At 62.9% G+C, this 24,753-nt stretch carries 20 protein-coding genes, 2 tRNA genes and 1 pseudogene; 17 read left to right on the top strand and 6 right to left on the bottom strand.

What is annotated here, in order from left to right:
- The first annotated feature begins 30 nt into the window (after positions 1–30).
- From gyrA to A9310_RS12145, 4 genes are all read left to right on the top strand, one after another.
- Entirely contained in the window at positions 31–2,520 is a 2,490-nt protein-coding gene (gyrA, locus tag A9310_RS12160; RefSeq protein WP_058252999.1) for a DNA gyrase subunit A, read from the top strand.
- A gap of 117 nt (positions 2,521–2,637) precedes the next feature.
- A complete protein-coding gene (locus tag A9310_RS12155; RefSeq protein ID WP_065630876.1) occupies positions 2,638–3,552 on the top strand; it encodes a DUF3566 domain-containing protein in 915 nt (304 codons plus the stop codon).
- Between the two features lie 66 nt (positions 3,553–3,618).
- Positions 3,619–3,692: transfer RNA gene (locus A9310_RS12150), tRNA-Ile, on the top strand.
- A gap of 61 nt (positions 3,693–3,753) precedes the next feature.
- Positions 3,754–3,829: transfer RNA gene (locus A9310_RS12145), tRNA-Ala, on the top strand.
- A 119-nt stretch (positions 3,830–3,948) separates the two neighbouring features.
- Here the strand turns inward: A9310_RS12145 and A9310_RS12140 are convergent.
- Entirely contained in the window at positions 3,949–5,580 is a 1,632-nt protein-coding gene (locus A9310_RS12140; RefSeq protein WP_139104604.1) for a hypothetical protein, read from the bottom strand.
- Positions 5,581–5,719: 139 nt separating this feature from the next.
- Positions 5,720–5,953, bottom strand: a complete 234-nt coding sequence (locus tag A9310_RS26335; RefSeq protein ID WP_254661241.1) for a hypothetical protein — start codon at positions 5,951–5,953, stop codon at positions 5,720–5,722.
- A 1,474-nt stretch (positions 5,954–7,427) separates the two neighbouring features.
- Here A9310_RS26335 and A9310_RS12130 point away from each other — a divergent pair.
- From A9310_RS12130 to A9310_RS12120, 3 genes are read left to right on the top strand one after another with little or no spacing between them, the layout of a single operon-like run.
- The gene (locus A9310_RS12130; RefSeq protein WP_065630875.1) at positions 7,428–8,951 is read left to right on the top strand and encodes a class I SAM-dependent DNA methyltransferase; all 1,524 of its coding nucleotides are present in this window, start codon (positions 7,428–7,430) and stop codon (positions 8,949–8,951) included.
- Positions 8,948–10,069, top strand: coding sequence for a restriction endonuclease subunit S (locus A9310_RS25190; RefSeq protein WP_083207354.1), 1,122 nt, complete (start codon positions 8,948–8,950; stop codon positions 10,067–10,069). Before A9310_RS12130 ends, A9310_RS25190 begins: the two co-directional genes overlap by 4 nt.
- Positions 10,066–10,986, top strand: coding sequence for a restriction endonuclease (locus A9310_RS12120; RefSeq protein WP_065630832.1), 921 nt, complete (start codon positions 10,066–10,068; stop codon positions 10,984–10,986). The genes A9310_RS25190 and A9310_RS12120 overlap by 4 nt, the downstream gene beginning before the upstream one ends.
- An 18-nt stretch (positions 10,987–11,004) precedes the next feature.
- On the opposite strand, the gene A9310_RS12115 is transcribed toward A9310_RS12120, so the two are convergent.
- Positions 11,005–12,846, bottom strand: a complete 1,842-nt coding sequence (locus A9310_RS12115) for a GIY-YIG nuclease family protein (RefSeq protein ID WP_065630831.1) — start codon at positions 12,844–12,846, stop codon at positions 11,005–11,007.
- 171 nt (positions 12,847–13,017) lie between these two features.
- Here A9310_RS12115 and A9310_RS12110 point away from each other — a divergent pair, with 171 nt between their 5' ends.
- The 5 genes and pseudogenes from A9310_RS12110 (at position 13,018) to A9310_RS12100 (ending at position 20,170) form a co-directional block, all read left to right on the top strand.
- Entirely contained in the window at positions 13,018–16,467 is a 3,450-nt protein-coding gene (locus A9310_RS12110) for a DEAD/DEAH box helicase family protein (protein WP_065630830.1), read from the top strand.
- A gap of 267 nt (positions 16,468–16,734) precedes the next feature.
- A pseudogene (locus A9310_RS26585) lies at positions 16,735–17,031 on the top strand (uL30 family ribosomal protein); the annotation flags it as partial.
- 18 nt (positions 17,032–17,049) lie between these two features.
- Positions 17,050–17,676: a hypothetical protein gene (locus A9310_RS25615; protein WP_139104603.1), complete on the top strand. Its 627-nt coding sequence runs from the start codon at positions 17,050–17,052 to the stop codon at positions 17,674–17,676.
- A gap of 483 nt (positions 17,677–18,159) precedes the next feature.
- A complete protein-coding gene (locus tag A9310_RS25610; RefSeq protein WP_139104602.1) occupies positions 18,160–18,582 on the top strand; it encodes a hypothetical protein in 423 nt (140 codons plus the stop codon).
- Positions 18,583–19,237: 655 nt separating this feature from the next.
- Entirely contained in the window at positions 19,238–20,170 is a 933-nt protein-coding gene (locus A9310_RS12100; protein WP_065630828.1) for a saccharopine dehydrogenase, read from the top strand.
- Between the two features lie 8 nt (positions 20,171–20,178).
- Here the strand turns inward: A9310_RS12100 and A9310_RS12095 are convergent, their stop codons facing one another.
- Positions 20,179–20,745 (bottom strand): dihydrofolate reductase family protein, encoded by a 567-nt coding sequence (locus A9310_RS12095; RefSeq protein WP_065630827.1) that lies wholly within the window; start codon positions 20,743–20,745, stop codon positions 20,179–20,181.
- Positions 20,746–20,819: 74 nt separating this feature from the next.
- On the opposite strand from A9310_RS12095, the gene A9310_RS12090 reads away from it, so the two are divergent.
- On the top strand, positions 20,820–21,389 hold the full coding sequence (locus A9310_RS12090) for a TetR/AcrR family transcriptional regulator (protein WP_065630826.1): 570 nt from the start codon (positions 20,820–20,822) through the stop codon (positions 21,387–21,389).
- A 182-nt stretch (positions 21,390–21,571) separates the two neighbouring features.
- Here A9310_RS12090 and A9310_RS12085 read toward each other — a convergent pair whose 3' ends face one another.
- Both A9310_RS12085 and A9310_RS12080 read right to left on the bottom strand, forming a co-directional pair.
- The gene (locus A9310_RS12085; protein WP_065630825.1) at positions 21,572–21,832 is read right to left on the bottom strand and encodes a type B 50S ribosomal protein L31; all 261 of its coding nucleotides are present in this window, start codon (positions 21,830–21,832) and stop codon (positions 21,572–21,574) included.
- A gap of 37 nt (positions 21,833–21,869) precedes the next feature.
- Positions 21,870–23,219 carry a GTP-binding protein gene (locus tag A9310_RS12080; protein WP_065630824.1) on the bottom strand — a complete coding sequence of 450 codons (1,350 nt, stop codon included), beginning with the start codon at positions 23,217–23,219 and terminating at the stop codon, positions 21,870–21,872.
- 104 nt (positions 23,220–23,323) lie between these two features.
- Here A9310_RS12080 and rpmB point away from each other — a divergent pair, with 104 nt between their 5' ends.
- From rpmB to rpsR, 4 genes are read left to right on the top strand one after another with little or no spacing between them, the layout of a single operon-like run.
- On the top strand, positions 23,324–23,560 hold the full coding sequence (rpmB, locus tag A9310_RS12075; protein WP_004020952.1) for a 50S ribosomal protein L28: 237 nt from the start codon (positions 23,324–23,326) through the stop codon (positions 23,558–23,560).
- The gene (gene rpmG, locus A9310_RS12070) at positions 23,560–23,724 is read left to right on the top strand and encodes a 50S ribosomal protein L33 (RefSeq protein WP_058253004.1); all 165 of its coding nucleotides are present in this window, start codon (positions 23,560–23,562) and stop codon (positions 23,722–23,724) included. Before rpmB ends, rpmG begins: the two co-directional genes overlap by 1 nt.
- A complete protein-coding gene (rpsN, locus tag A9310_RS12065) occupies positions 23,724–24,029 on the top strand; it encodes a 30S ribosomal protein S14 (protein WP_058253005.1) in 306 nt (101 codons plus the stop codon). The genes rpmG and rpsN overlap by 1 nt, the downstream gene beginning before the upstream one ends.
- A 28-nt stretch (positions 24,030–24,057) precedes the next feature.
- Positions 24,058–24,321 carry a 30S ribosomal protein S18 gene (gene rpsR, locus A9310_RS12060; RefSeq protein WP_058253006.1) on the top strand — a complete coding sequence of 88 codons (264 nt, stop codon included), beginning with the start codon at positions 24,058–24,060 and terminating at the stop codon, positions 24,319–24,321.
- Positions 24,322–24,753: the final 432 nt, after the last annotated feature.

Below are 24,753 nucleotides of genomic sequence, written 5' to 3'. Positions count from 1 at the left end.
GATTCCGCTCCGATCGGAGAAAGTACACACATGACTGACACCACCCTGCCGCCCGCCGGCGGTGAAGGCGATCGCATCGAGCCCGTCGATCTCGGGCAGGAGATGCAGAAGAGCTACATCGACTACGCGATGAGCGTCATCGTGGGTCGCGCTCTTCCCGAGGTCCGCGACGGTCTCAAGCCGGTGCACCGCCGCCTCCTCTACGCGTCCTTCGACGCGGGGTTCCGCCCGGACCGCAGCTACGTCAAATCGGCGAAACCCGTTGCGGAGACGATGGGTAACTACCATCCGCACGGCGACACCGCGATCTACGACGCCCTGGTGCGCCTCGCCCAGCCGTGGTCGATGCGGTACCCGCTCATCGACGGTCAGGGCAACTTCGGCTCGCGGGGCAACGACGGCGCCGCGGCGATGCGTTACACCGAGGCCCGGCTCACCCCGCTGGCCATGGAGATGCTGCGCGACATCGGCGAGGAGACAGTCGATTTCGTCCCCAACTACGATGGCAAGACGAATGAACCGACGGTCCTGCCGTCGCGTATCCCGAACCTGCTGATCAATGGTTCCGGCGGTATCGCCGTCGGTATGGCGACGAACATGCCCCCGCACAACCTCAACGAGGTTGCCGATGCGGTGTTCTGGGCGCTGGAGAACCACGACGCCGACGACGAGACCACCCTCGCCGCGTGCATGGAGTGCATCAAGGGCCCCGACTTCCCCACGGCCGGACTGATCGTCGGCAGCCAGGGGATCAAGGACGCCTACACCACCGGGCGCGGCAGCATCCGGATGCGCAGTGTCGTCGACATCGAGGAGAACAAGGGATCCACCACGCTGGTGGTCACCGAGTTGCCCTACCAGGTCAACCCGGACAACCTGATCCAATCGATCGCCGAGCAGGTCAACGAAGGAAAGCTGAAGGGCATCAGCCGGATCGAGGATCAGTCCTCGGACCGCGTCGGCATGCGGATCGTGGTGACGCTGCGTCGCGACGCCGTCGCCAAGGTCGTCCTGAACAACCTGTACAAGCACAGCCAGCTGCAGACCAGCTTCGGTGCGAACATGCTGTCCATCGTCGACGGCGTGCCCCGCACGCTGCGTCTGGACCAGATGATCCGTTACTACGTGGCGCATCAGATCGACGTCATCGTGCGACGGACGCGGTACCGGTTGCGCAAGGCCGAGGAGCGCGCGCACATCCTGCGTGGTCTGGTGAAAGCCCTTGACGCGCTTGACGAAGTGATCGCGCTGATCCGCCGCTCAGCCAACACCGAGACCGCGCGTACCGGCCTGATCGACCTCCTCGACATCGACGAGATCCAGGCCGATGCCATCCTCGCGATGCAGTTGCGCCGACTGTCGGCACTGGAACGCCAGAAGATCGTCGATGAACTCGCCGAGATCGAACTCGAGATCGCCGATTACAAGGACATCCTTGACCGGCCCGAGCGTCAGCGCGCCATCGTGCGCGACGAGCTCAAGGAGGTCGTCGAGAAGTACGGTGACGAGCGTCGGACCAAGATCATCGCGGCCGACGGCGATGTCAGCGACGAGGATCTGATCGCCCGCGAGGACGTCGTCGTCACGATCACCGAGACCGGCTACGCCAAGCGCACCAAGACCGACCTGTACCGCAGCCAGCGTCGCGGCGGCAAGGGTGTGCAGGGTGCCGGGCTCAAGCAGGACGACATCGTCAAGCACTTCTTCGTGTGCTCGACCCACGACTGGATCCTGTTCTTCACCACCAAGGGACGCGTCTACCGCGCCAAGGCCTACGAGCTGCCCGAGGCGAACCGCACCGCACGCGGTCAGCATGTCGCCAACCTCCTGGCCTTCCAGCCGGAGGAGCGGATCGCCCAGGTCATCCAGCTGAAGACCTACGAGGATGCGCCGTATCTGGTGCTTGCCACTCGCAACGGCCTGGTGAAGAAGTCGCGACTGGTCGACTTCGACTCCAACCGCTCCGGCGGCATCGCGGCGATCAACCTGCGTGGCGAGGACGAATTGGTCGGCGCCCAATTGTGCAGCGCCGACGACGATCTGCTCCTGGTGTCGCAGAAGGGACAGTCGATCCGGTTCCACGCCGACGACGAAGCCCTGCGGCCGATGGGCCGGCAGACCTCCGGCGTCCAGGGCATGCGGTTCAACACCGACGACACGCTGTTGTCGCTCAACGTCGTCCGCGAGGGCACCTACCTGCTGGTCGCCACGTCCGGCGGGTACGCCAAGCGGACCGGTATGGACGACTACCCGGTGCAGGGTCGCGGCGGCAAGGGTGTGCTGACGATCGCCCACGATCGTCGACGCGGTGAACTGATCGGCGCGCTCATCGTCGACGACGACTCCGAGCTCTACGCCATCACCTCGGGGGGCGGCGTCATCCGCACCACGGCGAAATCGGTGCGCAAGGCCGGACGCCAGACCAAGGGTGTCCGTCTGATGAACATCGACGAGGGCACCACGGTCATCGCCATCGCCCGCAACGCCGACGAGCCGGACGAGACAGAGGTCTCTTCCTAGGCGTTAGGGTGAAGGCCACTGTTGCTCGACCCGTCGCGAGTCGACGGGTCGGGAACGGTGGGTTCGGACCCGGCGCCGAGCGAGCAACGTCAGGAACGCCTGAGTGAGGGAATGTCTGTGAGCACACCGAACGAGCCGCATCAGGACCAGAACGGGCGCCCCGCCGGGGGACCGGCGGGACCCGGAACGGGAACCCCGACCGGGGGACTGGTGCCGCCGTGGCAGCGGGGGCCGGCCGACGATCCGTCAGCCGCCCCGACCGAGACGTTCAACCGCGACGCCGCCCAGCGTCCGAGCACCGGTGAGGGCCCGGCCGGCCCGCCGCTGAACAACCCGGGCGGCCCGCCGCTGAGTAACCCGGGCGGCCCGCCGCCGCGCGGCGTCGTGACCAACAGCGGTACCGCCGCTGCCAGCATGAGTGGCCAACAGGCCCCGGTGACCAAGCTCGAGAGTCCGCGCCGATCGGGTACGGCGACGGCGACCGAGGAACCCGGCTTCGTCGAGTCACCCACCAGCACGATCGACCGCGGACACCTTCCGGAGAACGATCTGCCCGACCTCGATCAGATCCACCACACGGCGGACCTGAAGCGACCCGAGACGGCACAGGCGCCGGGATCCAAGCCCTCCGCACCGCGGTCGGCGCCTCGCCAGGTACTCGCCGCCGGGACCGCGCTGCGCGCCTCGGTGCAGGTGCGTCGGATCGACCCGTGGGCGACGTTCAAGGTCGCGGCCGTGCTGTCGGTGGTCGGGTTCTTCATCTGGATGATTTCCGTCGCCGTGCTGTACCTCATCCTCGACGGCATGGGCGTGTGGGATCAGGTGAACAACAGCTTCGGAACGCTCATGGCGGAGGAATCGGCCGCGAGTAACGACGTGATCGGGGCGGGCACCGTCTTCGGCGCCGCGGCGCTCCTGGGCGCCATCAACGCGATCCTGCTGACCGCGCTCGCGACGATCGGCAGCTACATCTACAACATCTGTGCCGACCTCGTCGGCGGCGCCGAGGTGACTCTCGCCGACCTCGATTGAGCGAGCCCCTGACCAGCCGTTTTGTTTGTTGGGGCATCGGTCGGGTAATCTCACTCCTCGGTTCAAGGGCCTATAGCTCAGGCGGTTAGAGCGCTTCGCTGATAACGAAGAGGTCGGAGGTTCAAGTCCTCCTAGGCCCACTGCGACAGATGTTTTCGGACATCGGAATCTCGCATCCCGCCGAACCGATCGGTACGGCACGGGGCCTTAGCTCAGTTGGTAGAGCGCTGCCTTTGCAAGGCAGATGTCAGGAGTTCGAATCTCCTAGGCTCCACCACTGGCATATTTGGCAAAGCCAGCGTCCCTAGTTTGGATAAGTGGTGGGTAGGCGTCGACCTCCCTACGGAGAACCCTAATTTTTGGGATCGATTTGCAGTAGCGCGGGCACCGGCGCTTCTATACAGCACAAATTCTGCGATTACCCGTAGTTGAATCGGGATTCGCGATTTCCGGGCAGCGGTCAACCGCAGAGCGTGGTGCGGGGGCATTTAGGTGCTGGTAACGCTTGGGTGGACCGGAATTAGCGGCCTGGGGTGACTGGCTGCGGTTCGTGATCGTGGCCTGTTTCGCTGAGTCTTTGGGTGCTGGCGATTTGCGCGGTGCCATCTTGACGATCGGATACTCGGCGGGCACGGTGAGTCCTCGGCTGCGGAAGTGACTGGTAATGCAGTCGTAGTTGTAGGCGAAGATCGTGAAGGCGAGGAGGAAGGCGTTCTTGACCCGGCCGAAGACGCGCGTGTAGCCGCGGTCCAGGTGGAACTGGGTTCTTAGGGCGCTGTTGGCGGCCTCGACGGCGTTGCGTCGGTGGTAGTCCTTGTTCCAGTCGGTGGTGCCGTAGATGCTGCGTTGGCGGATGTTCGGCATATAGTCGTCGGCCAAGATGGTCGATCGAGAGCATCCGCAGTCTTTGTCGTCGCACTCGGTGACCGGGTGGGTCAGACGGTTCTTCATGGAGACATCGTTGTTTGGACAGCAGACCTTAGAGGGAGAGTCAGTTCGGACTGGTCCTCGGAAGCGCTGCTTCCCGCCGGCGGCTTTCCCCATCGAGCGAAATGCGTAGGGTTTTCGTTCGTCGTAAAGGGACATCAATGTTGCCCGCGCTTCGGTAGTCATTCCGATTGCGTAGGCGGGCAGTTCACGCAACCGTTGTGGAAGGGCGACGCTGAACAGGGTTCCGTCGATGATGATCGTTCCGGGTTTGGGGCCGGGTCGTTGCCTGCGCTGCACCAGGGTGAGGTCGAACACGGGCGCGATTCCCATAGCGCGCAGGGCGCCGGTCCAAAACTCTGTCTTGGCGTTGTTGTAGGCGCGGTCAGCTACCACGTCGGCGATTGTCTGGCCCTTGTTGTGGAGCGTCTCGATGAGGCCTATGGCTGCTCGAGCGTGGTGGCTGCCGGCGGCTGTCAGGTTGGCGGCGGCGATGTAGCCGGGAACCGTGTCTTTGCTGCGGAAGAGTCGTGTGTTGACCGCCAGTGTGAGGTCGTATCCAACGAAGGGTCCTGACGGTTTGTTGTCGCGGGCTGATCGGTGGCCGTCTCGTGCGTCTGGATCTGCTGTCCGCTGCAACCGATTGTCCGGTCGAAGAATTGGCCACGTGCCCCTTCTGCTGGATGCTCCGAGATCAGCTTCGGGTTCCGCCTCGATTTCGTGGCTGGTGGGAGCTTGATCGCTGGTGCGGTTCCAATATGCCCTGATCCGGGCGTGTGTCTCATAGTCGGTCGAGTCGACGGCGAGGGAGATAACCGGCAGGTCAGGGGCCGTGTGTTGGAACACGCCATTCATCAAATCGACGCCATCGAGCAGTTGGGCGTCTACGAGGTCCTTGACGCGGGCGGCGAAACCGGCTACCTGGTCGTAAGACAGAGATGTCATGCCAAGCGCGCGCCGTTGGTTTTCCGTCAAGCCCAGGAACGTGTCGTAGATCTTGGTGAACAGCATCGGCCGCTTCTCAAGCGCGTTGATGAAGGCGAGCGTGAAGAACTGAAGCGGTGTGAACTCACGGGGGCGCCCCCTGTTGTTCTCGATCATGAGCACATCGAGTTGATGGCGAGCGGGCGCGTACACAGCGCCGTCGAAAGCGGCCTTGAAAGTTCTCGCGCTGCAGGCGGGTCCGTCACCCAGCTCCTGCGTCAGGTGACGCGGCCTCCTTGTCTGTCCCGACACGAGATCAGAATTCGTAGAGACGCGCGTCAGCTGTGGCGTCGACCTGTCCGGCGAGGTCAACCAATCGGGGCAACAGTACGTCGGTGAAATGAAGGGATCGACTGCCGTAGGCGGTCATGACCGCGGGCAGGGGTACCGACGCGAGCGCTTCCAGTGCCCACGTCTGTCGTAGACGCGACATCGTGAGCGGACGAAGCTTTTCCGGGATGTCGCAACGCATGATCAGGTTGGAGACCATCTCGACTCGGGGTACGGGCTTGTCTCGGATGAGGTGCGTTCCGGCCGGCAATTCACGGGCAAGGGACTCTAGCGGTGGCGCGTAGAGTGTCCGCACAGGAACAACCCGACTGGGGAGCTGGACGGCAACGCGTCCGGGTGCTAGCTGAACGACGTGATCTGTTGTAAGAAAGGCGATCTCGTCGGGAGCCAACCCCGCTCCGAGCCCGAGGCCCAGCACGGCCTGGAGTACACGGCGCCTCATGGGGCTCGACTGCATCTCAACACAGGTCAGCAGCCAGCGGCATTCGTCTGGGGTATACGGTGGCTTACTCCTCGAGGAGGGATACGCCGGCGCGGGTGAATCCCAGCGAGCCTTACGAGTCACCCGACGTCCAACTGTTCGTAAGACCGACCGCCGCGTTCCACGACTGACCGGCGAGAGATGGTCGCAGGCCGTTGACACGTAGTGCTCGACAACCTCTGGGGTAAACAAGCGCTCGCGGTCGCGAGATCGCTGTTGATCGACTGCCCAAGCAAGGAAATGGGTGACTGCCAGCCTGTGGTGGTCGGCCGAGGTCCCGGTCGTCGGCTGCGAGTCGCGGACAATCTGACGCACTTCGTCCTTGATGACGTCCCACGTCGACTTCGGAACTAGACGAGGAACGTAACCATCGATAGCGATGTCGACCGGCAGGTTCCTCATGCCTGGACCACCAACCAGACGGCGCAGGTCGAGATGATCGACACGCACATAGCGGTGCCATGGGCGCGCGAGACGACAGCAAGTAGCATCAAGAAGACTCCGTGCTAGGGGTTCGATGAAGCAGCGGCGCCAACCGCTGTGAGATGTCAGGCGCTGAACCAACAGGTCAGCGTCTGACGTCGTATTCGGGCTTGTTCGCCCACGCGGTCAGGTCATTCGCCGTCGTCCAATCCGCGCGCCAGAGCGTCGGCGCCCACTCGCGAAACGGACTGACCACGAGTCTGTGCCGCCGTATAGAGGCGAGCCGCGAGCGGAAGTTGGCAAGCGCAGTTCGACGCGCGTGACGGGCCCCGGTTTATGGACACGTGGCGAACCGAACTGAGCGGCCGGGACCTCGTCACTCAATTTGCTCTCCTACCGGATCGTTCCGGGTACTTCCGGGACTAATGCCACCACATGCGCCTGCTCACGAATCGGCATCGAACCGGGTGCGGGGTATGAGTGGTGCATGGCATACACGCACACCCCATAGACCACTGGGTGTGCGTGTATTGGGCGACGTATGGAGGTGAAACCGCAGGTGGGAGCGATGAAAGGGTGGCTGCGCGCATACTTCGGGGCCGCTCCCGCCATCCGGGGGTGGGTGAAAGACCTCCAAGGTCGCGCGCCAGATCTGCGGAAAATGCGATCTCGCTTTGAGCGTGTCGCACCGCCGGAGAGGGGTAATTGTCCGACCTACCCGCTATACAGTTCTGTTCGGGTTCATGACGACGACTTGATGGGGTACGCGGTGATCACTGGAGAGCAGAAGAGCAAGGTAGACGCCGTCTGGGACGCGTTCTGGTCCGGCGGCATCGCCAACCCCCTGGAGGTGATGGAACAGATCACCTACCTGCTGTTCATCCGCCGCCTCGATGACGAGCAGCAACTCGCTCTCAACCGCGCCAACCTGACCAAGAAGCCGATCGTCGGCAATCCCTTCCCCGTCGACCGCGATGAGTTGCGCTGGTCGGTGTTCAAGAACTATGCCCCCGACGAGATGTTCCGGACCGTCGAGCAGGAGGTGTTCCCGTTCATCCGCACGATGCGCGACGAGGACTCCACCTACGCCCATTTCATGAAGGACGCGCGGCTGTCCATCCAGAACCAGGGGCTGTTGACCAAGGTGGTGGATCTGCTCGACAAGATCGAGATGCGCGATCTGGACACCAAGGGCGACGTGTACGAGTACATGCTCGCCAAGATCGCGAGCTCGGGACAGAACGGCCAGTTCCGCACGCCTCGCCACATCATCAAGCTGATGGTCGAGATGATGGCGCCCGAACCCGGCGACACCATCGTCGATCCCGCGTCAGGCACCTGTGGATTCCTGGTCGCCGCCACCGAGTACATGCGCGACCACCACGCCGGCGACATCAACTCCGGCACAGGCGCCCAGCACTTCCACCACGGCATGTTCCACGGCTTCGATTTCGACACCACGATGCTGCGGATTGGCTCGATGAACATGCTGCTGCACGGTGTGGAGCAGCCCGACATTCGCTACCGTGACTCGCTCGCTGAGGCCAACACCGGAGATGCCGGCGCCTACTCGCTGGTGCTCGCCAACCCGCCTTTCGCCGGCAGCCTGGATTACGAGAACACTGCCAAGGACCTACAGCAGATCGTCAAGACGAAGAAGACCGAGCTGCTCTTCCTCGCACTGTTCCTGCGCCTGTTGAAGCCCGGTGGCCGCGCAGCCGTGATCGTGCCGGACGGCGTGCTGTTCGGATCGTCCAAAGCCCACAAGACCCTGCGGAAGATGCTCGTCGACGACCACAAGCTCGATGCGGTCGTGAAGCTGCCCTCAGGCGTGTTCAAACCCTATGCGGGTGTGTCTACCGCGATTCTGTTCTTCACCAAAACCAATTCGGGCGGCACCGACCATGTCTGGTTCTACGACATCCGGGCCGACGGATTCTCGCTCGACGACAAGCGAAACGCGCTGCTCGACGGCGAAAAGCTCGGGCCGCTCGCCGAACTCGCGGACGATGAGCACGCCAAGAACAACCTGCCCGACGTCCTGACACGCTGGGCCGAACGCGACGGCGAGGAACTTGAGCGCGAGCGAACCGAGCAGTCCTTCTGCGTTCCGCGGAACGCCATCGAAGAGCAGGGCTACGACCTCAGCCTCAACCGCTACAAAGAGATCATCCACGACGAAGTCGAACACCGAGCCCCCGAAGAGATCCTCGACGAACTCGACAAACTCGAACTCGACATCCAATCCGGCCTCGCCGAGCTCCGTCAGATGCTGGCCGGTGGTGCTGAATGAACTGGCCTACTGCGGAACTCGGAGACCTCTGCGAGTTCCTAGACGGGCAGCGCCGGCCGGTTAAGGAGTCGGAGCGAAAAGCAGGGTCGTATCCGTACTACGGTGCGAATGGGCAACAGGGGACAATAGACGGATACATATTCGACGAGCCGCTCGTCCTCCTTGCTGAGGATGGAGGGCACTTCAGCGAACCTCATCGGGGTATTGCGTACTCGATCGAGGGACGTACATGGGTTAACAACCATGCGCATGTTCTCAGGCCGCGTACGAATGTCGATCTTCGATACCTAACTCGCGTGCTGGAGAACCATGACGTATCGAGGTATGTCACTGGCACTACCCGTGCGAAGCTAACGAAAGCAGGAGCCTCTCGCATCGAGATCCCTCTCCCTCCCCTCCCCGAACAACGCCGCATCGCAGCTATCCTCGACCACGCCGACACCCTCCGCGCCAAACGCGACCTGGCTTTGCGACGAATTCAAGACTTGAAGACCGCGATCTTCTTCAACTTCTTCGGTGACCCCGGTAGTACAAAGCGCTGGGTCCGAATGCCGTTGGCCGAAGCGTGTCAAGCGATCATCGATTGCCCACACTCGACTCCGAAGTGGACAGAGGCAGGAGAGATATGTTTGCGCACACCGAACCTGGGTAAGGGCCGGTGGGTGTGGAACGAAACCCGATTCGTCTCGAAGGAAGATTTCGAAGAACGTTCCAAACGAGGACAACTTCAGCACGGCGATATCGTCCTCAGTCGCGAGGGAACTGTGGGGATCGCAGCCCTTGTCCCATCGGAAGTGAGAATGTGCATGGGGCAGAGGCTTGTTCAGGTTCGTCCGAACCCTGAGATCGCCCTGGGACCCTACCTACTCGACCTTCTCCTGTACGAGCTCGATCCCAGGAGAATTGCCCGGGTCATGGTTGGATCGACGGCTACACATCTCAATGTCAAAGAGCTACGATCGCTCTCGATTCCAGTCCCTCCAATTGATATTCAGCAGGCGTTCCTTGAGGCGCGTTCCGGTGTCGAGCGCATGCAGGATGCTAACGAGCACAGCGTGAACCACCTGGATGAGGTGTTTCGGTCGCTCCAGAGTCGTGCTTTCGGAGTAGACCTATGACTTCGGCGAGTCGAGTATCGGAACTTCCTGTCTGGCAGGGCTTCCTGCGCCCGATCCTAGAGGTCATGTCCGATCGCAAGACGCGGTCACGTCGTGAACTGGTGGCTGATGTCCTCGCGTACATGCAGCTCACGGACGAGCAGCTGGGTGAGCACGTTGCCACGGGTGGAAATCGAGCCGAGGGCCGCTGTGGCTGGGCGCTCTCGGATCTGGTGCGCGCGGAGTTTGTCGATCGGCCTCGTCGGGCGACTTATCAGATCACCGACCCTGGAATCGCTTTCCTCGCTGAGCACACCGGAGACATCAGCGATGCTCATCTGAAGCTGATCCCGGCTTACCAGGCGTACACGCCGTCAACGTCCACAGGTCAGCCCAGGACCCCGGTCATTCACGAGTCGGCCATCGAACCGCTTGAGCAGATCAACGAGGGCGTCGCCCGACTCCATGATGAGGTCAAGACAGACCTGATCAAGCGGATACGCGAACAGACGCCGGACTTCCTCGAGAGCGCCGTCCTCGAGTTGCTCGTGGCGATGGGATACGGCGGCACCGAGCAGAAGGCCACCAGACTTGGCGGGACGGGTGATGGCGGCGTCGATGGCGTGATCGATCAGGACGCCCTCGGCCTCGACCAGATCTACGTGCAGGCGAAGCGGTACGGGCAGGGCAACACGGTTGGGCGCCCTGACATCCAGGCCTTCGTTGGAGCGCTGCACGGTATGGGGGCATCGCGCGGGATCTTCATCACGACTAGCTCGTTCTCACCCGGTGCCCGCGAGTACGCCAACAGTGTGAGCACACGCATCATCCTGATCGACGGTGAACGGTTGGCGGCGTTGATGATTAAGTACGGCATCGGTGTTCAGACCAGGGACGTGTTCACCATCGTTGAGGTCGATGAGGACTTCTTCGACTGATTTCGCCATTTAGCCCCACTACCGCTTGATCCCGAGGATTGCGTTCACCAAGACGGGATTGTGTGATTCCCTGATCTTGCCGGGACTGGCCTTCCGCATGAGATGTAGGGCTGCGGTCGCGGCTGCGCGGGTGACTGCGGTGTCATCGAGGAGGTCAGCGACCGATTCGAGGTCTGGTGCCCAGAGCATCAGATTGAAGGGGCCGGCGGCCTGATAAGCGGATTGCGTGACACTCACTCCGGGGTGTTGACGCATGAACCTGACCAGGGCGTCGTCGGACATGTCTTCGCCGAGGAGTTCAATCCCGTTGACGTGCAGCATGCCGCTCAAGTGTCCGTCTTTGCCGATCATCGTTCTAAAGGCCTCAGTCCAGCCGATGCTGAGGTTCGACAACGTGCGGTGGCGTGGGACGACCTGGGGCGAGCTGAGTACCCAATGCACGTACTCGGTGTGCAGCGGGAGTGGCAGGCAGCGCGCCATGTAGGTCCGCAACAAGGACCGCACGGTGTCGGCGTGCTCTGCTGTCCGGTCAAGCCAGCGCTTGTACGCGGCCTCCCCGGCCGCCAGTTGGTCCGTGCTCGGCGTGAGGGCGCGGCCAGCTTCTCCGTCACAACGGTTGCAGGCGATGGGGTCGGAGAGCCAGTCTGCAGCCGTGGTTCCGTTCGACTTGAAGATCTCGTCGATCGGTAGTCCGTCGCCGGTCAGGTACGTCATCTGCGCCTTGTTACGCGCGGGCAGCCTAGCGGTTTGGAGGCTGTGGATGAGGCCTGCTTCGCGGTCGAGTAGATGCCTGAGCGGATTGACGAGGCTTCGTGCGGCGGGGTCAGGCAACAGGCGAATGCTGCTGATGTCCTTGTGTAGCGTGCGGTGTCCTTTGAGTCGATCTGCGATCGAAATCGACTGGCCAAGATAGCAATCCCCGTTGGTGAACTCGAGGAGGTAGTAGCCAACGGTTCCTTGGTCGAGCTTGTCGAGGGCTCGCTGAACGTCAGCGGGTTTCGCCGGTTCAATCGTCGGCCCGAACTCGTTGTTCGATGCCCACGTGTCCACTGCTTTCCGGCATTCGTCGGTCTCGGCCTGTGTGGGGGTCGGAGGGCTGGGCGGCTGGATGAGGGCCGAGCCCTTCATGGCGCTGCCTGCGGTGTGGCGCTGGATCGCGGTATCGGTGCCGGGATGGAGTGTCCACATCGGCGCGGCGCTGACCGCATAGGTTTGTACAGCGTTGATCTTCACGGGGTGGCGTTCGCCGCTTGCGGTGATGGCCACGGCCGAGTTGTCGGCGAACCGCCACCGTGCCGGGCCGTCCCTCACGTCTTCCGGCGCATACGTCGCCTCCAGTTGCGAGAAGTCCGCTGGTAAACGCAGCGCGCGGAGCGCCGTCGCCGCGCGGTCCGCATCGCTGCCTGGGGCCTCCGCTTCGAGGCGGATGTGAGGGGTACCGGTCGTCGCATCCTTTGAATCGACGTGGCGTACGGCTACCTTCCAACCGCTCGTAACCAACGCCGTGAACAGTTCCACCAGCTCGGCATGGGCATCTTCGGTGGCGATGAACTGGTCTGCGCACGCGTCCTCGTCACTCGAATCGATGTCCTTCACATGGTCGGGAATCAATGGAGCCCAGGGCGTGCCCGTGGACGAGTCGGCATCACTTTCGAGACCGGGATCATCGTCTGTCCACCGCTCACCGCCGTACGTCATCACGAAATCGTCGTCGTCAACGTCGAGCGACGACGCGGTCAAGCGCAACCCCGAGTCGCAGGGATGGAGCGCGATGGAGAAGTCGTAGTCGAGGAGTGCGAACACCGTGAGCTCGTCGAGCTGGTCAGCGATGAACGCAGTTCTTTTCATCTCGAGCGACATCGGCCCTCCGTCGTGGTGGTGATCGAGCGAGTCGATTGTGCCCGGCGGGACCGACAGTGTCCTGGCGAAGTCGGCTCATTCAGCCTGTCGGAGGAGCGATGTAATCTGTCCGGCTTACGTAAATCGGCTTGAGTCGTGTGCCAAGATCAGACAGGCTAGAGAGGAGGCACGGTGGCCAGCAACTTCGACTTCCTGCAGGGCGAGTGGCCGCAGATTCATGCGTCGGCGAAGAACGCCGAACGCGATGCACTGTTCGACAGCCGTTCTACCTGCTTCTACGCCCGCCGCACTGTCGAGGCTGCGGTCAGATGGCTGTACACGGTCAACGGCCTGGACAAGCCATACAAGGATGACCTGTCGGCGCGCATCCACGACCCCGCTTTCCAGGCGATCGTGCCGGGCAACGTTCAGACGAAGCTCGACCTGATCCGCCGCGCCGGCAACCATGCCGTCCACGACGATCGCTCGATCGGGCAGGAGTCAGGCATCCGCCTGCTCGAGGAACTGTTCCACGTGCTGTCGTGGCTCGCCCGCACCTACGCCACCCAGCCAGAGTCAAAGCCAACCCCGGAGCAGAAGCTCGACCGGGCGAAGCTACCCAAGCCGGGTGGCGGGGCCGCGGTAGCCAAGACGATGGCCCAGCTGCAGAAACTCGGCGCGGAGCTCGAGCGCAAAGACGCCCAACTCGAAGAAGCCGCCGGCGCACGGGCCGACTTGACCGAGCAGTTGCTGGCGCGCGACGAGCAGCTCAAAGCGGCCGACGCCGCCCACGCCAGTTTGGAGGAGCTGGTCGCCAAGCTGCGCGCCGAGGTCGCCACCGCGCAGGCGGCCGCTGCCCGACAGACGGACACTCACGACTACGACGAAGCCCGCACCCGCTCCGACATTATCGACCTGCTGCTGCGCGAAGCGGGCTGGGATGTCGACGCGCCCCGCGTCCGCGAATACCCGGTCACGGGCATGCCCGACGACAAGAACGGATTCGTCGACTACGTGCTCTGGGGCACCGACGGGCTGCCGTTGGCGCTAGTGGAGGCCAAACGAACCTCCAAAGAAGCCACCATCGGCCAGCATCAGGCCAAGCTGTACGCCGACTGCCTGGAGACGATGCACGGTCAACGTCCGATCATCTTCTACACCAACGGCTTCGACACCTGGCTGTGGGATGACACCAACTACCCACCCCGACAGGTGGAAGGCTTCTACACTTGCGACGAACTGATGCTGGAGATCCAGCGCCGCGCCACGCGCAAGAAGCTTGGCGACGTCGACATCAACCGAACGATCGTGGAGCGCCCCTACCAGACACGGGCAATCCGCAACGTCACTGAAGGTTTCGAAATCAACCGGCAGCGAGCCGCGCTGCTGGTGATGGCCACCGGGTCGGGCAAGACTCGCACAGTGATCGCCCTGTCGGACATGCTGATGCGCGCGAACTGGGCCAAACGCATCCTGTTCCTCGCCGACCGCAAAGCCTTGGTCAAGCAGGCCGTCAACGCCTACAAGACCTTCCTGCCCGACGCATCGCCGGTCAACCTCCTCACCGAGAAGAACACCGACGGCCGCATCTACGTCTCGACCTATCCGACCATGATGGGCCTGATCAACGATCTCGACAACGGCCGCCGCCGCTTCGGTCCCGGCCACTTCGACCTCGTCGTCATCGATGAAGCCCACCGGTCGGTGTACCAGAAGTACCGCCGCATCTTCGAGTACTTCGACTCCTACCTCCTCGGGTTGACCGCAACCCCCAAGGACGAGATCGACTACAACACCTACCAGCTGTTCAACCTCGAAACTGGGGTCCCCACAGACGATTACAGCCTCGACGAGGCCATCAAGGATGGCTACCTCGTCCCACCACGCGCCGTAACGGTGCCGCTGGCGTTTCCGCGGTCGGGCATCAAGTACGACGACCTCTCCGACGAGGAGAAGAAGCGCTGGGAAGGCGAGGACTGGGGCGAAGACGTCGACCCCGACGAGTTCCCCGACGAAGTGTCCTCCGAAGCGGTCAACAAATGGCTGTTCAACACCGACACTGTGGACAAAGCCCTCGAAGTCCTCATGACCCGAGGCCATCGCGTCGCCGGCGGCGACCGCCTCGGCAAGACCATTATCTTCGCCAAGAACCAGAAACACGCCGACTTCATCGCCCAACGCTTCGACCACAACTACCCGCAGTACAACGGCAAGTTCGCCGCCGTGATCACCCACGCTGTTTCCCACGGCCAAGACCTCATCGACCAGTTCTCCCAGCCAACATCTGACCCACACATCGCGATCTCCGTCGACATGCTCGACACCGGCGTCGACGTCCCCGACGTCGTCAACCTGGTGTTCTTCAAACCCGTCCGGTCCAAGACCAAGTTCTGGCAGATGGTCGGCCGCGGCACCCGCCTACGCCCCGACCTCTACGGACCAGGACAAGACAAGACCGACTTCTTCATCTTCGACCTCTGCGGCAACGTCGAGTTCTTCAACGCCCACCCCGCGCCAGCCGAGGCACGGTTGCCGGCTTCGCTCTCGGAGCGCCTATTCACCGCCCGAACGGATTTTGTTTGGGCGCTCGACCGCTCACGCACAAGTTCTGAACTGCGTGAACAGGTCACCGACGTTCTGCACACTCAGGTTGCCGGTATGGACCTCGACAACTTCCTCGTCCGTCCCCGCCGCCGACAGGTTGAGGTCTACCGCGACCGCAACGAATGGGAATCGCTGACCGAACAGAAGGTCCGCGACATCGTCGACAACCTCGCTGACCTCCCCACCACCGTCCGCGACACCGATGAAATGGCCAAACGGTTCGACCTCATCGTCCTGCGCGGCCAGCTCGCCGTCATCGAAGCCGACGACACCACCCTCGAACGGCAAGAAGACAAGGTCCGCGTCATCGCCGAAGGACTGCTCGAGCAACTCACCATCCCCAAGATCAAAGCCAAGGAAGAACTGCTCCGGGAAGTTGCCTCCGAGGAGTGGTGGGAAGACGTCACCCCCGAGATGCTCGAAGACGCACGCAAGGAGTTGCGCTCTCTCGTTGGGCTTCTCGAGAAGACGAAGCAGCCGGTCATCTACACCGATCTGCAGGACACCTTCAACGGCGACGTCACCGAGGTCGACATGCCGAACATGGCGACCGGCACCGACAAGGAACGATTCAACGCCAAGATCCGCGACTATCTACGACGACAACCGGACAACCTCGCGCTGCAGAAGCTCAGAACCGGAAAGCCATTGACGCAGAACGATCTTGATTCGTTGGACGAGCTACTGGCCCGTTGTGGCGCGGGATCACAGAAGGAAATCCAACAGGCGATCGACGATGCTCGCGGACTTCCGCGGTTTGTACGGTCGTTGGTGGGGCTTGAGCGGGACACTGTTAATGAGACATTTGGCGAATTCGTCAGCGATACCAACGCAACCGCCGATCAGATCCACTTCATTGGGCTCATCGTGGACTTCCTCACGCGCCACGGCGAGATGGAGCCTGCACAGCTTTTCGAGCGCCCGTTTACGGACAGCGCGCCGCAAGGTCCGACTCAGGTCTTCGATACAGAGAGGGTGTCTCGCCTGGTGCAGGTTATTGAACATCTGAGTTCGTCCGCAGATCAGAAGCCTGCGTAGCGGAGTCATCGAAGTGCCGAAGCAATTGGAAGTGATTCAGACGGACATAACGTTGGGCGTGTCACAGGTAGAACAAGACCAGGGTCTGGTTCTGCTGCTAATGTCGGGAGCATTGGTAGGCGTGGGAGGGTTTCCGCACATGTCAGAGCCGTTGTTCGATCGCCACAGCGAAACTTTGCTAAACACATCTGTTGCCGAGGGCAACGCAGTCAACGATGATTGGCCACAGCCTGAGATCCATCAGCTCGTCAGTGCAATGTCGAGCCGGTGGTGCTTGGGGTAGCGAGCCCGGCGAAGCGAGAGGTAGGCAGTCCTTTGGCTGTTTCGTACTTGAAGGATGGCACAGTACCTGAGCATGACCCGGACCTTCCGCTGCCTGGGACTGACAAGTTTTGGCGGGTATCAGGGCGATCCGGTGACCTTCTCGTCTACCAACTGAAAAGTGCGATCGGGGCTAAGCCAGAGCATCGCGATGCCTTGCGTGCCTTGGGACTGAAGGGACCGCATTCAGCTTCACTACGCAGCAGCACGAGTGCTTCCGACCGCGGACTCATCCGCGCAGCACGTACATACGTAGCCGTTGTGGACTTGCAGTCGGTTTCCTTCAAGAATGAGACGGGATCGACTGAAGACGGCGAACTTGTTTTCGAGCGGGTGCAGTATGGATCGAACACACGTCCGGGTGAGTTGCTGCGAGACAACTACGGAAATTATGCGGGATTCGAAACTGGACGCGAGGGCACCCTGGTCTACTGGAGCACTTTCTTCTCTTTGGACGACCTAATCGATAAAGCCCGCTCGGAGGGAATTGGTATCGATCGTTCGGCAATGTGCACGACTTTCTTCGACGGCGGTGATCCGGATGGGGTCGAGTTGGAGCTATCTGAAGTTCTTGATATTACTGGGAATCGTGAAGCCGTCCAATCCATTGCTGTACCTATCGGAGAAATTGGCAATCAGGAGCTCTGCTGGCAGGCGCCCTATCTAAGATTTGAGGACAGAGACAGTATTCGGGCCGAGGCGAGCTTTTTTTCGACTGACTTCGACTCGAGTACGGCGAAGAGCCTAATCGCGATTAGTGCGGACGATCAGTTACTCGCTGGCGCTGGATTCACGGTGATCTTCAACAGTCGCGGTAAGTTTAGGAAGGCGACACTCTTGCCACGCGACCCCAATATCTCTGTGAACATTGCCCGTGCGCCGGTGTAGGAATTATGTTCGGATTAGTCGAGTGAGCGATAATAAGGACAATTGTTGAATAAGAAGACTTTGGATGTACCTGGAATGCGTGGACAAGTGGTGGCTATCGCTAGCAGCAGGAACTCCCGCGCAGCAAGAGATCTCGAGCATTTCCAGACGATTCAGTATCGTGATCGACTGCATCGTCGGCTCGAGTTTACGTTCACCACTACGGTTAGCGACGGCTTTGGTACGGTTTATACACAAGCTAACTCAAAGCGTGGTGCTGACACCATCCTTGGTGACGGACGGACGTGGAAGCACATAGGGGAAACCACGGAAGGTTCACGGAGACGCGAGAGTGCGCGTGCGGTATTGCGCTGTGATGCGACCAGAATGTGGGGAACGGGGCAGGTGGAGTACACGTGTAGAGGGTCCGCTCCGTTTAGCAGACTCCATCGCCATACGACCTATGTCTCGTTGTAGATTGATCTGAGCCAAGGGGCGACACGGGTGTACTGGGTGCCATTTGTGTGTGCTCTTGCGGCTTGGGTTATTTCTGTGCTGGTAAATGGCAAGCTGGTCGCGCTGTACAGCGAGTTTGTTGCAGAGGCCGAGGGAGTTCCTGATCCCTCGCAGGATTCTGCGGCTGTCGCGAGTTGGTTCTTTCACGCAACCGATTTCGCCTCGTGCATTCCCTCGGTGATGCTGACAGCTGTGTCGTGGATTTTGTTGCCATGGGAGCATCCTGAGCTCGCCGCAGCGATTATTCTCGCGATTGCGGCCGTGCCCCTTGTCGCGCTGCTCGTGAAAGCCCGAGATCCTGAGAATGCTGCGGTCTATATCGATTACTCGATGCGCGGAATATCGGTGATATCGGCGCTAGTGTTCGTGACAAATGCTGCCGGTCTGGTTGCGGCCTTATGTGCATTCTGAAGAATACAGCTAATGTTCGCGTGGCTAGTTAGGCGACTAGCAATTTAGCGGCTTCTGGTGGTCGTGAAAAACTTCATCCACTGACTTTGCGAGTGGGTCGAGAAAGTGCGATCCCTTCTCCAGTCGGCTCGGATACGAGATTGCGGACCGTTTCAGTCGGCGTAGTAGGTGGCGGCTCGATCCGAGGTCATGGGTTCATCCTTGCACGCGGCACTTTGCTTGATCTGGTGTTCTGAACGCCGACGTCGCCCGTGGCGAGGCTGCCAACCGCGCGATCGGAGTCGCTATCTGTGCCAGAGTCGCGGATATCCTGTGCCAGAGCCAAGGATCTGGGTCTTGGCCTCCTGATCAGCGCCATTGCCAAACAAGCCCCACTTCACCTCGAAGGCGACGAGCGGCTCGACGAGCCCTCGTCGCCTTTCGTGTTTCCGCTGCCGGGTGTGCCAGCCCCGGCCGGGGATTGATGATGTGGGTCGCGCGGTTCCGGTTATGTACCCCTTCCCGCGCACGTCCCGGATAGCGGGTGAGCGGAACGATGACACCCCCCGGACACAACCGACCCCAGGTGCGACGCGTACGCGAGGATCACCGTTGAACGAGACTGCTGTCCGCGAGGATGGTCCTCGGCAGTCGGTATCGACGAACTGGGTGAGGGATGAACGAATCGAACGAGCACGCGAACCCACGGGTCCTCCTTCTCGGTGGGCGGGGTGCGGTGGGCACCGTCGTTGCCCGCGAACTCGAGCAGGACGGTCACGTCGTGACCGTGACGAGTCGCGCGGCGAGCGGGGACGCCCGGATCGATCTGCGCGGCGACCTCGCGACCCTGCGCGACCTCGCTGCCGAAAACGATGTCGTCGTCAACGCCTCCGGCATCGAACGCCCGGAGCTGGGAGCCGCGATCGTGCAGACGCCGCTGGTCGACATCTCGGCCTCCGGCGCCTATCTCGACCGACTACGCGCCACCGCCACCGGACCCGTCGTCCTGGGGGCAGGCCTCGCGCCCGGGCTCAGCACGATCCTGACCGCCGCACTCGACTCGCGCCCGGACGACGACCTCGATGTGCTCGTGATGCTCGGAGCCGGGGAGAAACACGGTCCCGCCGCGGTCGCGTGGACCGTCGGACTGGTCGGCTCCGACGTCCACTGCCCGCCGGAGACTCGGCCGGTGCGGAATCTCCGGGAAAGCCGGCAAGCGACCGGACCCGACGGCCGGACCCGGCGCTACCTACGCGCGGACTTCCCCGACCATGTCCTTCTCGGCGACAGACCCGGCGTGGTCCGGTCGTATCTCACTCTCAGCTCGGCCCCGATGACCGCGGCACTCGGCGTGATCGGGCGGGTGCCGGCGCTGCGCAACACGCTGACGTGGGCGCCTCCCCTCGGGTCGGACGCCTGGCACGTCGTCGCGGAGAGTCGGCGTGCCGGCGAGCGTCGGGAGGCCTCGGGCTCCGGGCAGTCCGAGGCCACCGGCCGACTGACGGCGCTGGCCGCCATCCGCGCCGCGACGGAACTCCATGGCGCCAAGAGAATAGTGACGATGGCCGACCTGGTCTCACTCGACGACGCGCTCTCGGTGCTGGGGTAGGTCCGCTCCTACGCTGCGGCGTATTCGACGATCGACACGCCGGTGTCGAAGTCGTGTGCGCTGACGCGTCGAAACCTCCTGGGCGCGTACCGGCCGGGCGCCATCAGCGGAATGCCGCTCCCGAACATCACCGGCTGACGCTTGAGGACAAACCGGTCGATCTCGTCGGCCAGTTGAGTCGCGAGATCGCCGCCTCCGCAGAGCCAGATGTCTTTTCCCTTGCCCTGTTTGAGCTCACGCACCACCTCGACCGGGTCGCGATCCGTGAACGTCACGCCGTCCACCGGGTCGCGTCGACGATGGGTGAAGACGTACTGGTCGAGGTGGCGATACGGACTCGTCACCTCTGGCAACCCGGCGGCATAGGTACCGGCTCCCATCAGGACGGTGTCGAAAATCCCTGTGCTCTGGTCGATCCCGAGTGCGGCGGCGTAGTCCGTCGGGATGGTGTCGGCGAACCGCTCGTTGATGCCGTCCATGTGATCGCCCTCCATCAGAAAGGCGTCGAACTGGCCGTCCGGACCGGCGATGTACCCGTCGAGACTCACGGCCACGTAGTACACGAGTTCACGCATGCTGTTCCCCAATCACTTCAGATGTAGTGGTTCAGAAACTACATCACATGTAGTGGTTGCGCTATCGTTTTTCCATGGCTCGCAACGATGACCGCCGACGTGCGCTGGCCGACGCGGGTCTCGAAGTGCTCGCCGACGCCGGCGCGCGTGGACTCACCCACCGCGCGGTGGGCCGTGCCGCCGGCGTGCCCCTCGGTACGACGACGAACTACTTCCGTTCTCGCTCAGCGCTTCTGACAGGCCTCATGGAGCGTATTCACGAGCGGCTGGCACCGAGCGATGACTTCGTCGCGCAACGGGCCGGACTCCCGCCCTCCCGGGACTTGTTCGCCGAGTACCTCCGCAACATCGTGGACCGTCTCATGGCGAACCGGGACGTGACGATCGCACTGTTCGAACTCCGACTGGAGGGCATCCGGCGCCCCGAGGTCGCCGAGATCATCGGTGAACAACGCCGTTCCGGGTTCGCGGTCGACGTGGCGTTCAACGAGCAGGCAGGCCTGCCGGGGTCGGCGCGAGAGATCGCACTGTTCCACTACGCCGTCGACGGCCTCCTGCTCGATCAGCTGACCGGCCCACTGTTGCCGGGCGTGCCGCTCGACGACATCGTCAACGCGCTGGTCGACGGGTTGCTCCCGGGCTGACGTTGCCACACCCTTTGTGGCTCGCTTCGCCCGCACCTCAGGGAGCATGAAATCCGGACGCTGACGAAAGAACCTCTGCTCCCTGAGGAGGCCGGAGCTTGCGGAGGCCGTCACGAAGGGTCTTGGCGACCGACGTTGCCAAGACCCCTCGCGACGCACGACCGGAGTTCGCGTCCGATTGGTCAGGACTGGCCGCGCTCCAGGTGCGCGTAGCGCCGACGGAACTTCTCGACCCGGCCGGCGACGTCGGGGATCGTGTTGACCCCGGTGTAGAACGGGTGCGAGTCGCTGGTGACATCGACGGTGATGAGCGGGTACTCGTTGCCGTCGGACCAGGTGACGGTCGTCGACGATGTCGCCGTCGATCGGGTGAGGAACTCCTTGCCCGTCGAACCGTCGCGGATGACGACGGGGTGGTAATCGGGGTGGATGCCCTTCTTCATGTGGGTGCCTTCCGGTGAGATGTGGGTCGGTGCGGGTTCAGTTGTCCCGGGGATCAGCGTCGACGCCGGGGAGTGCGTCCACGGTCGGCTCGCCGACGTCGAGGTCATCGCACGGGTCGGCGTGGAACTGCCCGAACGGATCGTCGAAGGTCGACCAGAACTGTTGTCCGGCAGCGAATTCGACCTCGTTCAGGCAGGCGCCACGGAGGGCCTCCTCGATCTCGGCGGGGTCGCCCTGATGGACGAGCGCGACGAGCGAGGTGTGCCGGTCGCCGAATGTCTCGTCCCAGCGCAGTGCACCGAGAGCCCGACGCTCGTCGGGTACCTGCGCGAGTTCGTCGTCGGTCATCGAGGCGAGCCAGGGACCGCCGTGCGCGACGCGCAGTCCGCCGCCGGCCGACTCGAGCCAGAGCGCCTCGTCGGGCTGAGTGGCGATCCAGAGTCGCCCGCGGGCACAGACGACCCCGTCGAGGAGGGCGTCGATGGCCTCGTGAAAGCGATCCGGGTGCAGCGGTCGATCACTGTGGAACTCGACCCACGTGACCCCGCAGTCGGATTCCAGTGGAGGTTCGCCCGCCAGGAGAGGGTCGTGCGGACCGTCGATGCGTCCGCGACGTGAACGGGGCGGAACGGCGGCGAGCAGTTGTTCGGCGAGGACGGGTGTGATCGGGCGCTGCGGCAACTCGAACATCATCGGGACGTTCGGCGCGAGCCGTTTGAGGACGGCGACGAGTCGCGCGGACGCCCAGGCGTCGCGGGCGGTCGGGTCGCATGCCGCGACCACCAGCGCGTCGGCGAAGGCGACCTGACCGACCGCCACCTGAGCGAGGGTGCGGTCGTCGTCGAGTGCGACGTGGCCGCCCTCGGCGAGTGAGAGATCGCCGGTCGCCGACGTCAGCCAATCCTCCTCGGCCACACAGGCAACGGTGAGATCGACGCGGACGTCGGCCGCCGCCGGGGCGTCGTCGAATCCCGGCATGTCCGAGACGATGACGTTCTCGATCGACCAGGCGACCTGCTCGGGTTCGAGGACGGGATCGAGTGTGAGGACGATCCGGTTCACCGACGGTCGACGGTGCAGCCGCCGCAGCAGAGGGAGCAGGTCTTCGCGCAGGGTGCACGAGATGCAACCGTGGGCCAGTTCCACGATGCAGACGTCATGGTGGCTGCGACCGTCGGGACCCCGCCAGCTGAGGGTCCGGACGACGCGGCCATCCTCGACCTGTGTGAGGTCGTGGTGGACCTGGACGCTGCCGACGCCGCCGCACTCCAACGCGTCGCCCACCCGGTGGATCGACGACGCGTCGAGCCCGGTGACCAGCACGACCGGGGTCCGTTGGTCGCCCGGGGCGTCCTGCGGGTGGTTCGCGGATTGATCGTCGAGCACGACTCCACTCCGTTCTATTGAGAATGATTTCCATTTGTGCTTCGACGACGGTACCGTGGCCGCACAGTTAATGCCAATCATTGTCGATAAGAACAGGAGGCAGCATGTCCAAGAGGTGCCAGGTCACCGGTCGGGTACCCGGCTTCGGCAAGCAGGTGTCGCATTCGCACAAGCGGACGTCGCGCCGGTGGGACCCGAACATCCAGCGCCGTCGCTACTACGTGCCCAGCGAGGGGCGGTACGTGACGCTGCGCGTCAGCGCCAAGGGGATCTCGACGATCGACAAGCACGGCATCGAGTCGGTGCTGCGCAAGATCCGTGCCCGGGGGGAGAAGGTCTGATGGCGCGCAACGAGATCCGGCCCATCGTCAAACTGCGGTCCACCGCCGGGACCGGATACACCTATGTGACCCGGAAGAACCGCCGCAACGATCCCGACCGGATGGTGCTGCGCAAGTACGACCCCATCGCCCGCGCCCACGTCGACTTCCGAGAGGACCGCTGATGGCCAAGAAGTCCAAGATCGTCCGCAACGAACAGCGCCGCGAGGTCGTCGCGCGGTATGCCGACCTCCGCGCCGAACTGAAGCGCGCGAGCGTCGCAGCCAGTTCGACGCCCGAGGAGCGTTCGGAAGCGCTACGACGCCTACAACGGCTGCCGCGCAACGCAAGTCCGACTCGGCTGCGCAACCGGGATGCCGTCGACGGCCGGCCCCGCGGGTACATCGGCAAGGCGGGCCTGTCGCGCGTGCGGTTCCGCGAACTCGCGCACCGCGGCGAACTACCCGGAATCCAGAAGTCCAGCTGGTGATCCGGACCCACGAGAACGAGGAACAGTGATGGCCAACAGAAGACAACGTCAGCGCGAGGAAGTGCCGGCGAAGCGCAAGCGGAACCTTCTCATCGCACAGGGCGTGCGGGTCGACGGGCGGAATCCCGTGGACTACAAGGATGTCGCATTGCTGCGGCAGTTCTTGTCCGACAAGGGCAGAATCCGCAGCCGACGCCTCACGGGGCTGAGCCCGCAGGAGCAGCGCCAGGTCGCCACCGCGATCCGCAACGCGCGAGAGATGGCGTTGCTGCCGTACGACTCTCGGCATTGACAATTGCGCTCGGAGGTGCGAGCGGAGCGCCCCTCACCGCTCGCTGATCCGAGAGAACTACTCACCCACTGGTCCCTGAGGTGCGAGGAGCGCAAGCGACGAGCCACGAAGGGCCTGGTGAGACGCCTTGCGAGACCCTAATGGGGGTGGATCGGCGTCCTGCAGGGGATGCTGGTTTGTGTGAGCCTTCCCGGCCGGTGACCACTCCGAGACCCTGAAACGGTGTCGGATTTCTACACGAAGACCGTGGCCCGGCCGGGTAAGGATCACCCGCTAGAACGCTTCTGGGATGTCGTGCCCCCTGAACCATGTGGGGTGAGCACTGATCCATTAGGCCGCGTCAAGGGTGATCACCCCAAGGTTCACACCGACGATCGATCGAGACGACCGAAGACGAGGTGAACGACCGACATGATCTGTGTGGGCAACGAA

It is taken from the genome of Gordonia sp. UCD-TK1 (assembly GCF_001691435.1).
Classification (GTDB): domain Bacteria; phylum Actinomycetota; class Actinomycetes; order Mycobacteriales; family Mycobacteriaceae; genus Gordonia; species Gordonia hongkongensis.
Note: the sequence above shows the minus strand (reverse complement) of the source record. Positions and strands in the feature narration are given on the sequence as shown.

Excerpts from the sequence above, each read along its gene's own strand:
- A9310_RS12100 (WP_065630828.1), top strand. The coding sequence starts at position 19,238 with ATGAACGAATCGAACGAGCACGCGAACCCACGGGTCCTCCTTCTCGGT.
- rpmB (WP_004020952.1), top strand. The coding sequence starts at position 23,324 with ATGTCCAAGAGGTGCCAGGTCACCGGTCGGGTACCCGGCTTCGGCAAG.
- A9310_RS12140 (WP_139104604.1), bottom strand. The coding sequence starts at position 5,580 with ATGATCGAGAACAACAGGGGGCGCCCCCGTGAGTTCACACCGCTTCAG.
- A9310_RS12085 (WP_065630825.1), bottom strand. The coding sequence starts at position 21,832 with ATGAAGAAGGGCATCCACCCCGATTACCACCCCGTCGTCATCCGCGAC.
- A9310_RS25190 (WP_083207354.1), top strand. The coding sequence starts at position 8,948 with ATGAACTGGCCTACTGCGGAACTCGGAGACCTCTGCGAGTTCCTAGAC.
- rpmG (WP_058253004.1), top strand. The coding sequence starts at position 23,560 with ATGGCGCGCAACGAGATCCGGCCCATCGTCAAACTGCGGTCCACCGCC.
- A9310_RS12120 (WP_065630832.1), top strand. The coding sequence starts at position 10,066 with ATGACTTCGGCGAGTCGAGTATCGGAACTTCCTGTCTGGCAGGGCTTC.
- rpsN (WP_058253005.1), top strand. The coding sequence starts at position 23,724 with ATGGCCAAGAAGTCCAAGATCGTCCGCAACGAACAGCGCCGCGAGGTC.
- rpsR (WP_058253006.1), top strand. The coding sequence starts at position 24,058 with ATGGCCAACAGAAGACAACGTCAGCGCGAGGAAGTGCCGGCGAAGCGC.
- A9310_RS12090 (WP_065630826.1), top strand. The coding sequence starts at position 20,820 with ATGGCTCGCAACGATGACCGCCGACGTGCGCTGGCCGACGCGGGTCTC.
- A9310_RS12095 (WP_065630827.1), bottom strand. The coding sequence starts at position 20,745 with ATGCGTGAACTCGTGTACTACGTGGCCGTGAGTCTCGACGGGTACATC.
- A9310_RS26335 (WP_254661241.1), bottom strand. The coding sequence starts at position 5,953 with ATGGTCTCCAACCTGATCATGCGTTGCGACATCCCGGAAAAGCTTCGT.
- gyrA (WP_058252999.1), top strand. The coding sequence starts at position 31 with ATGACTGACACCACCCTGCCGCCCGCCGGCGGTGAAGGCGATCGCATC.
- A9310_RS12115 (WP_065630831.1), bottom strand. The coding sequence starts at position 12,846 with ATGTCGCTCGAGATGAAAAGAACTGCGTTCATCGCTGACCAGCTCGAC.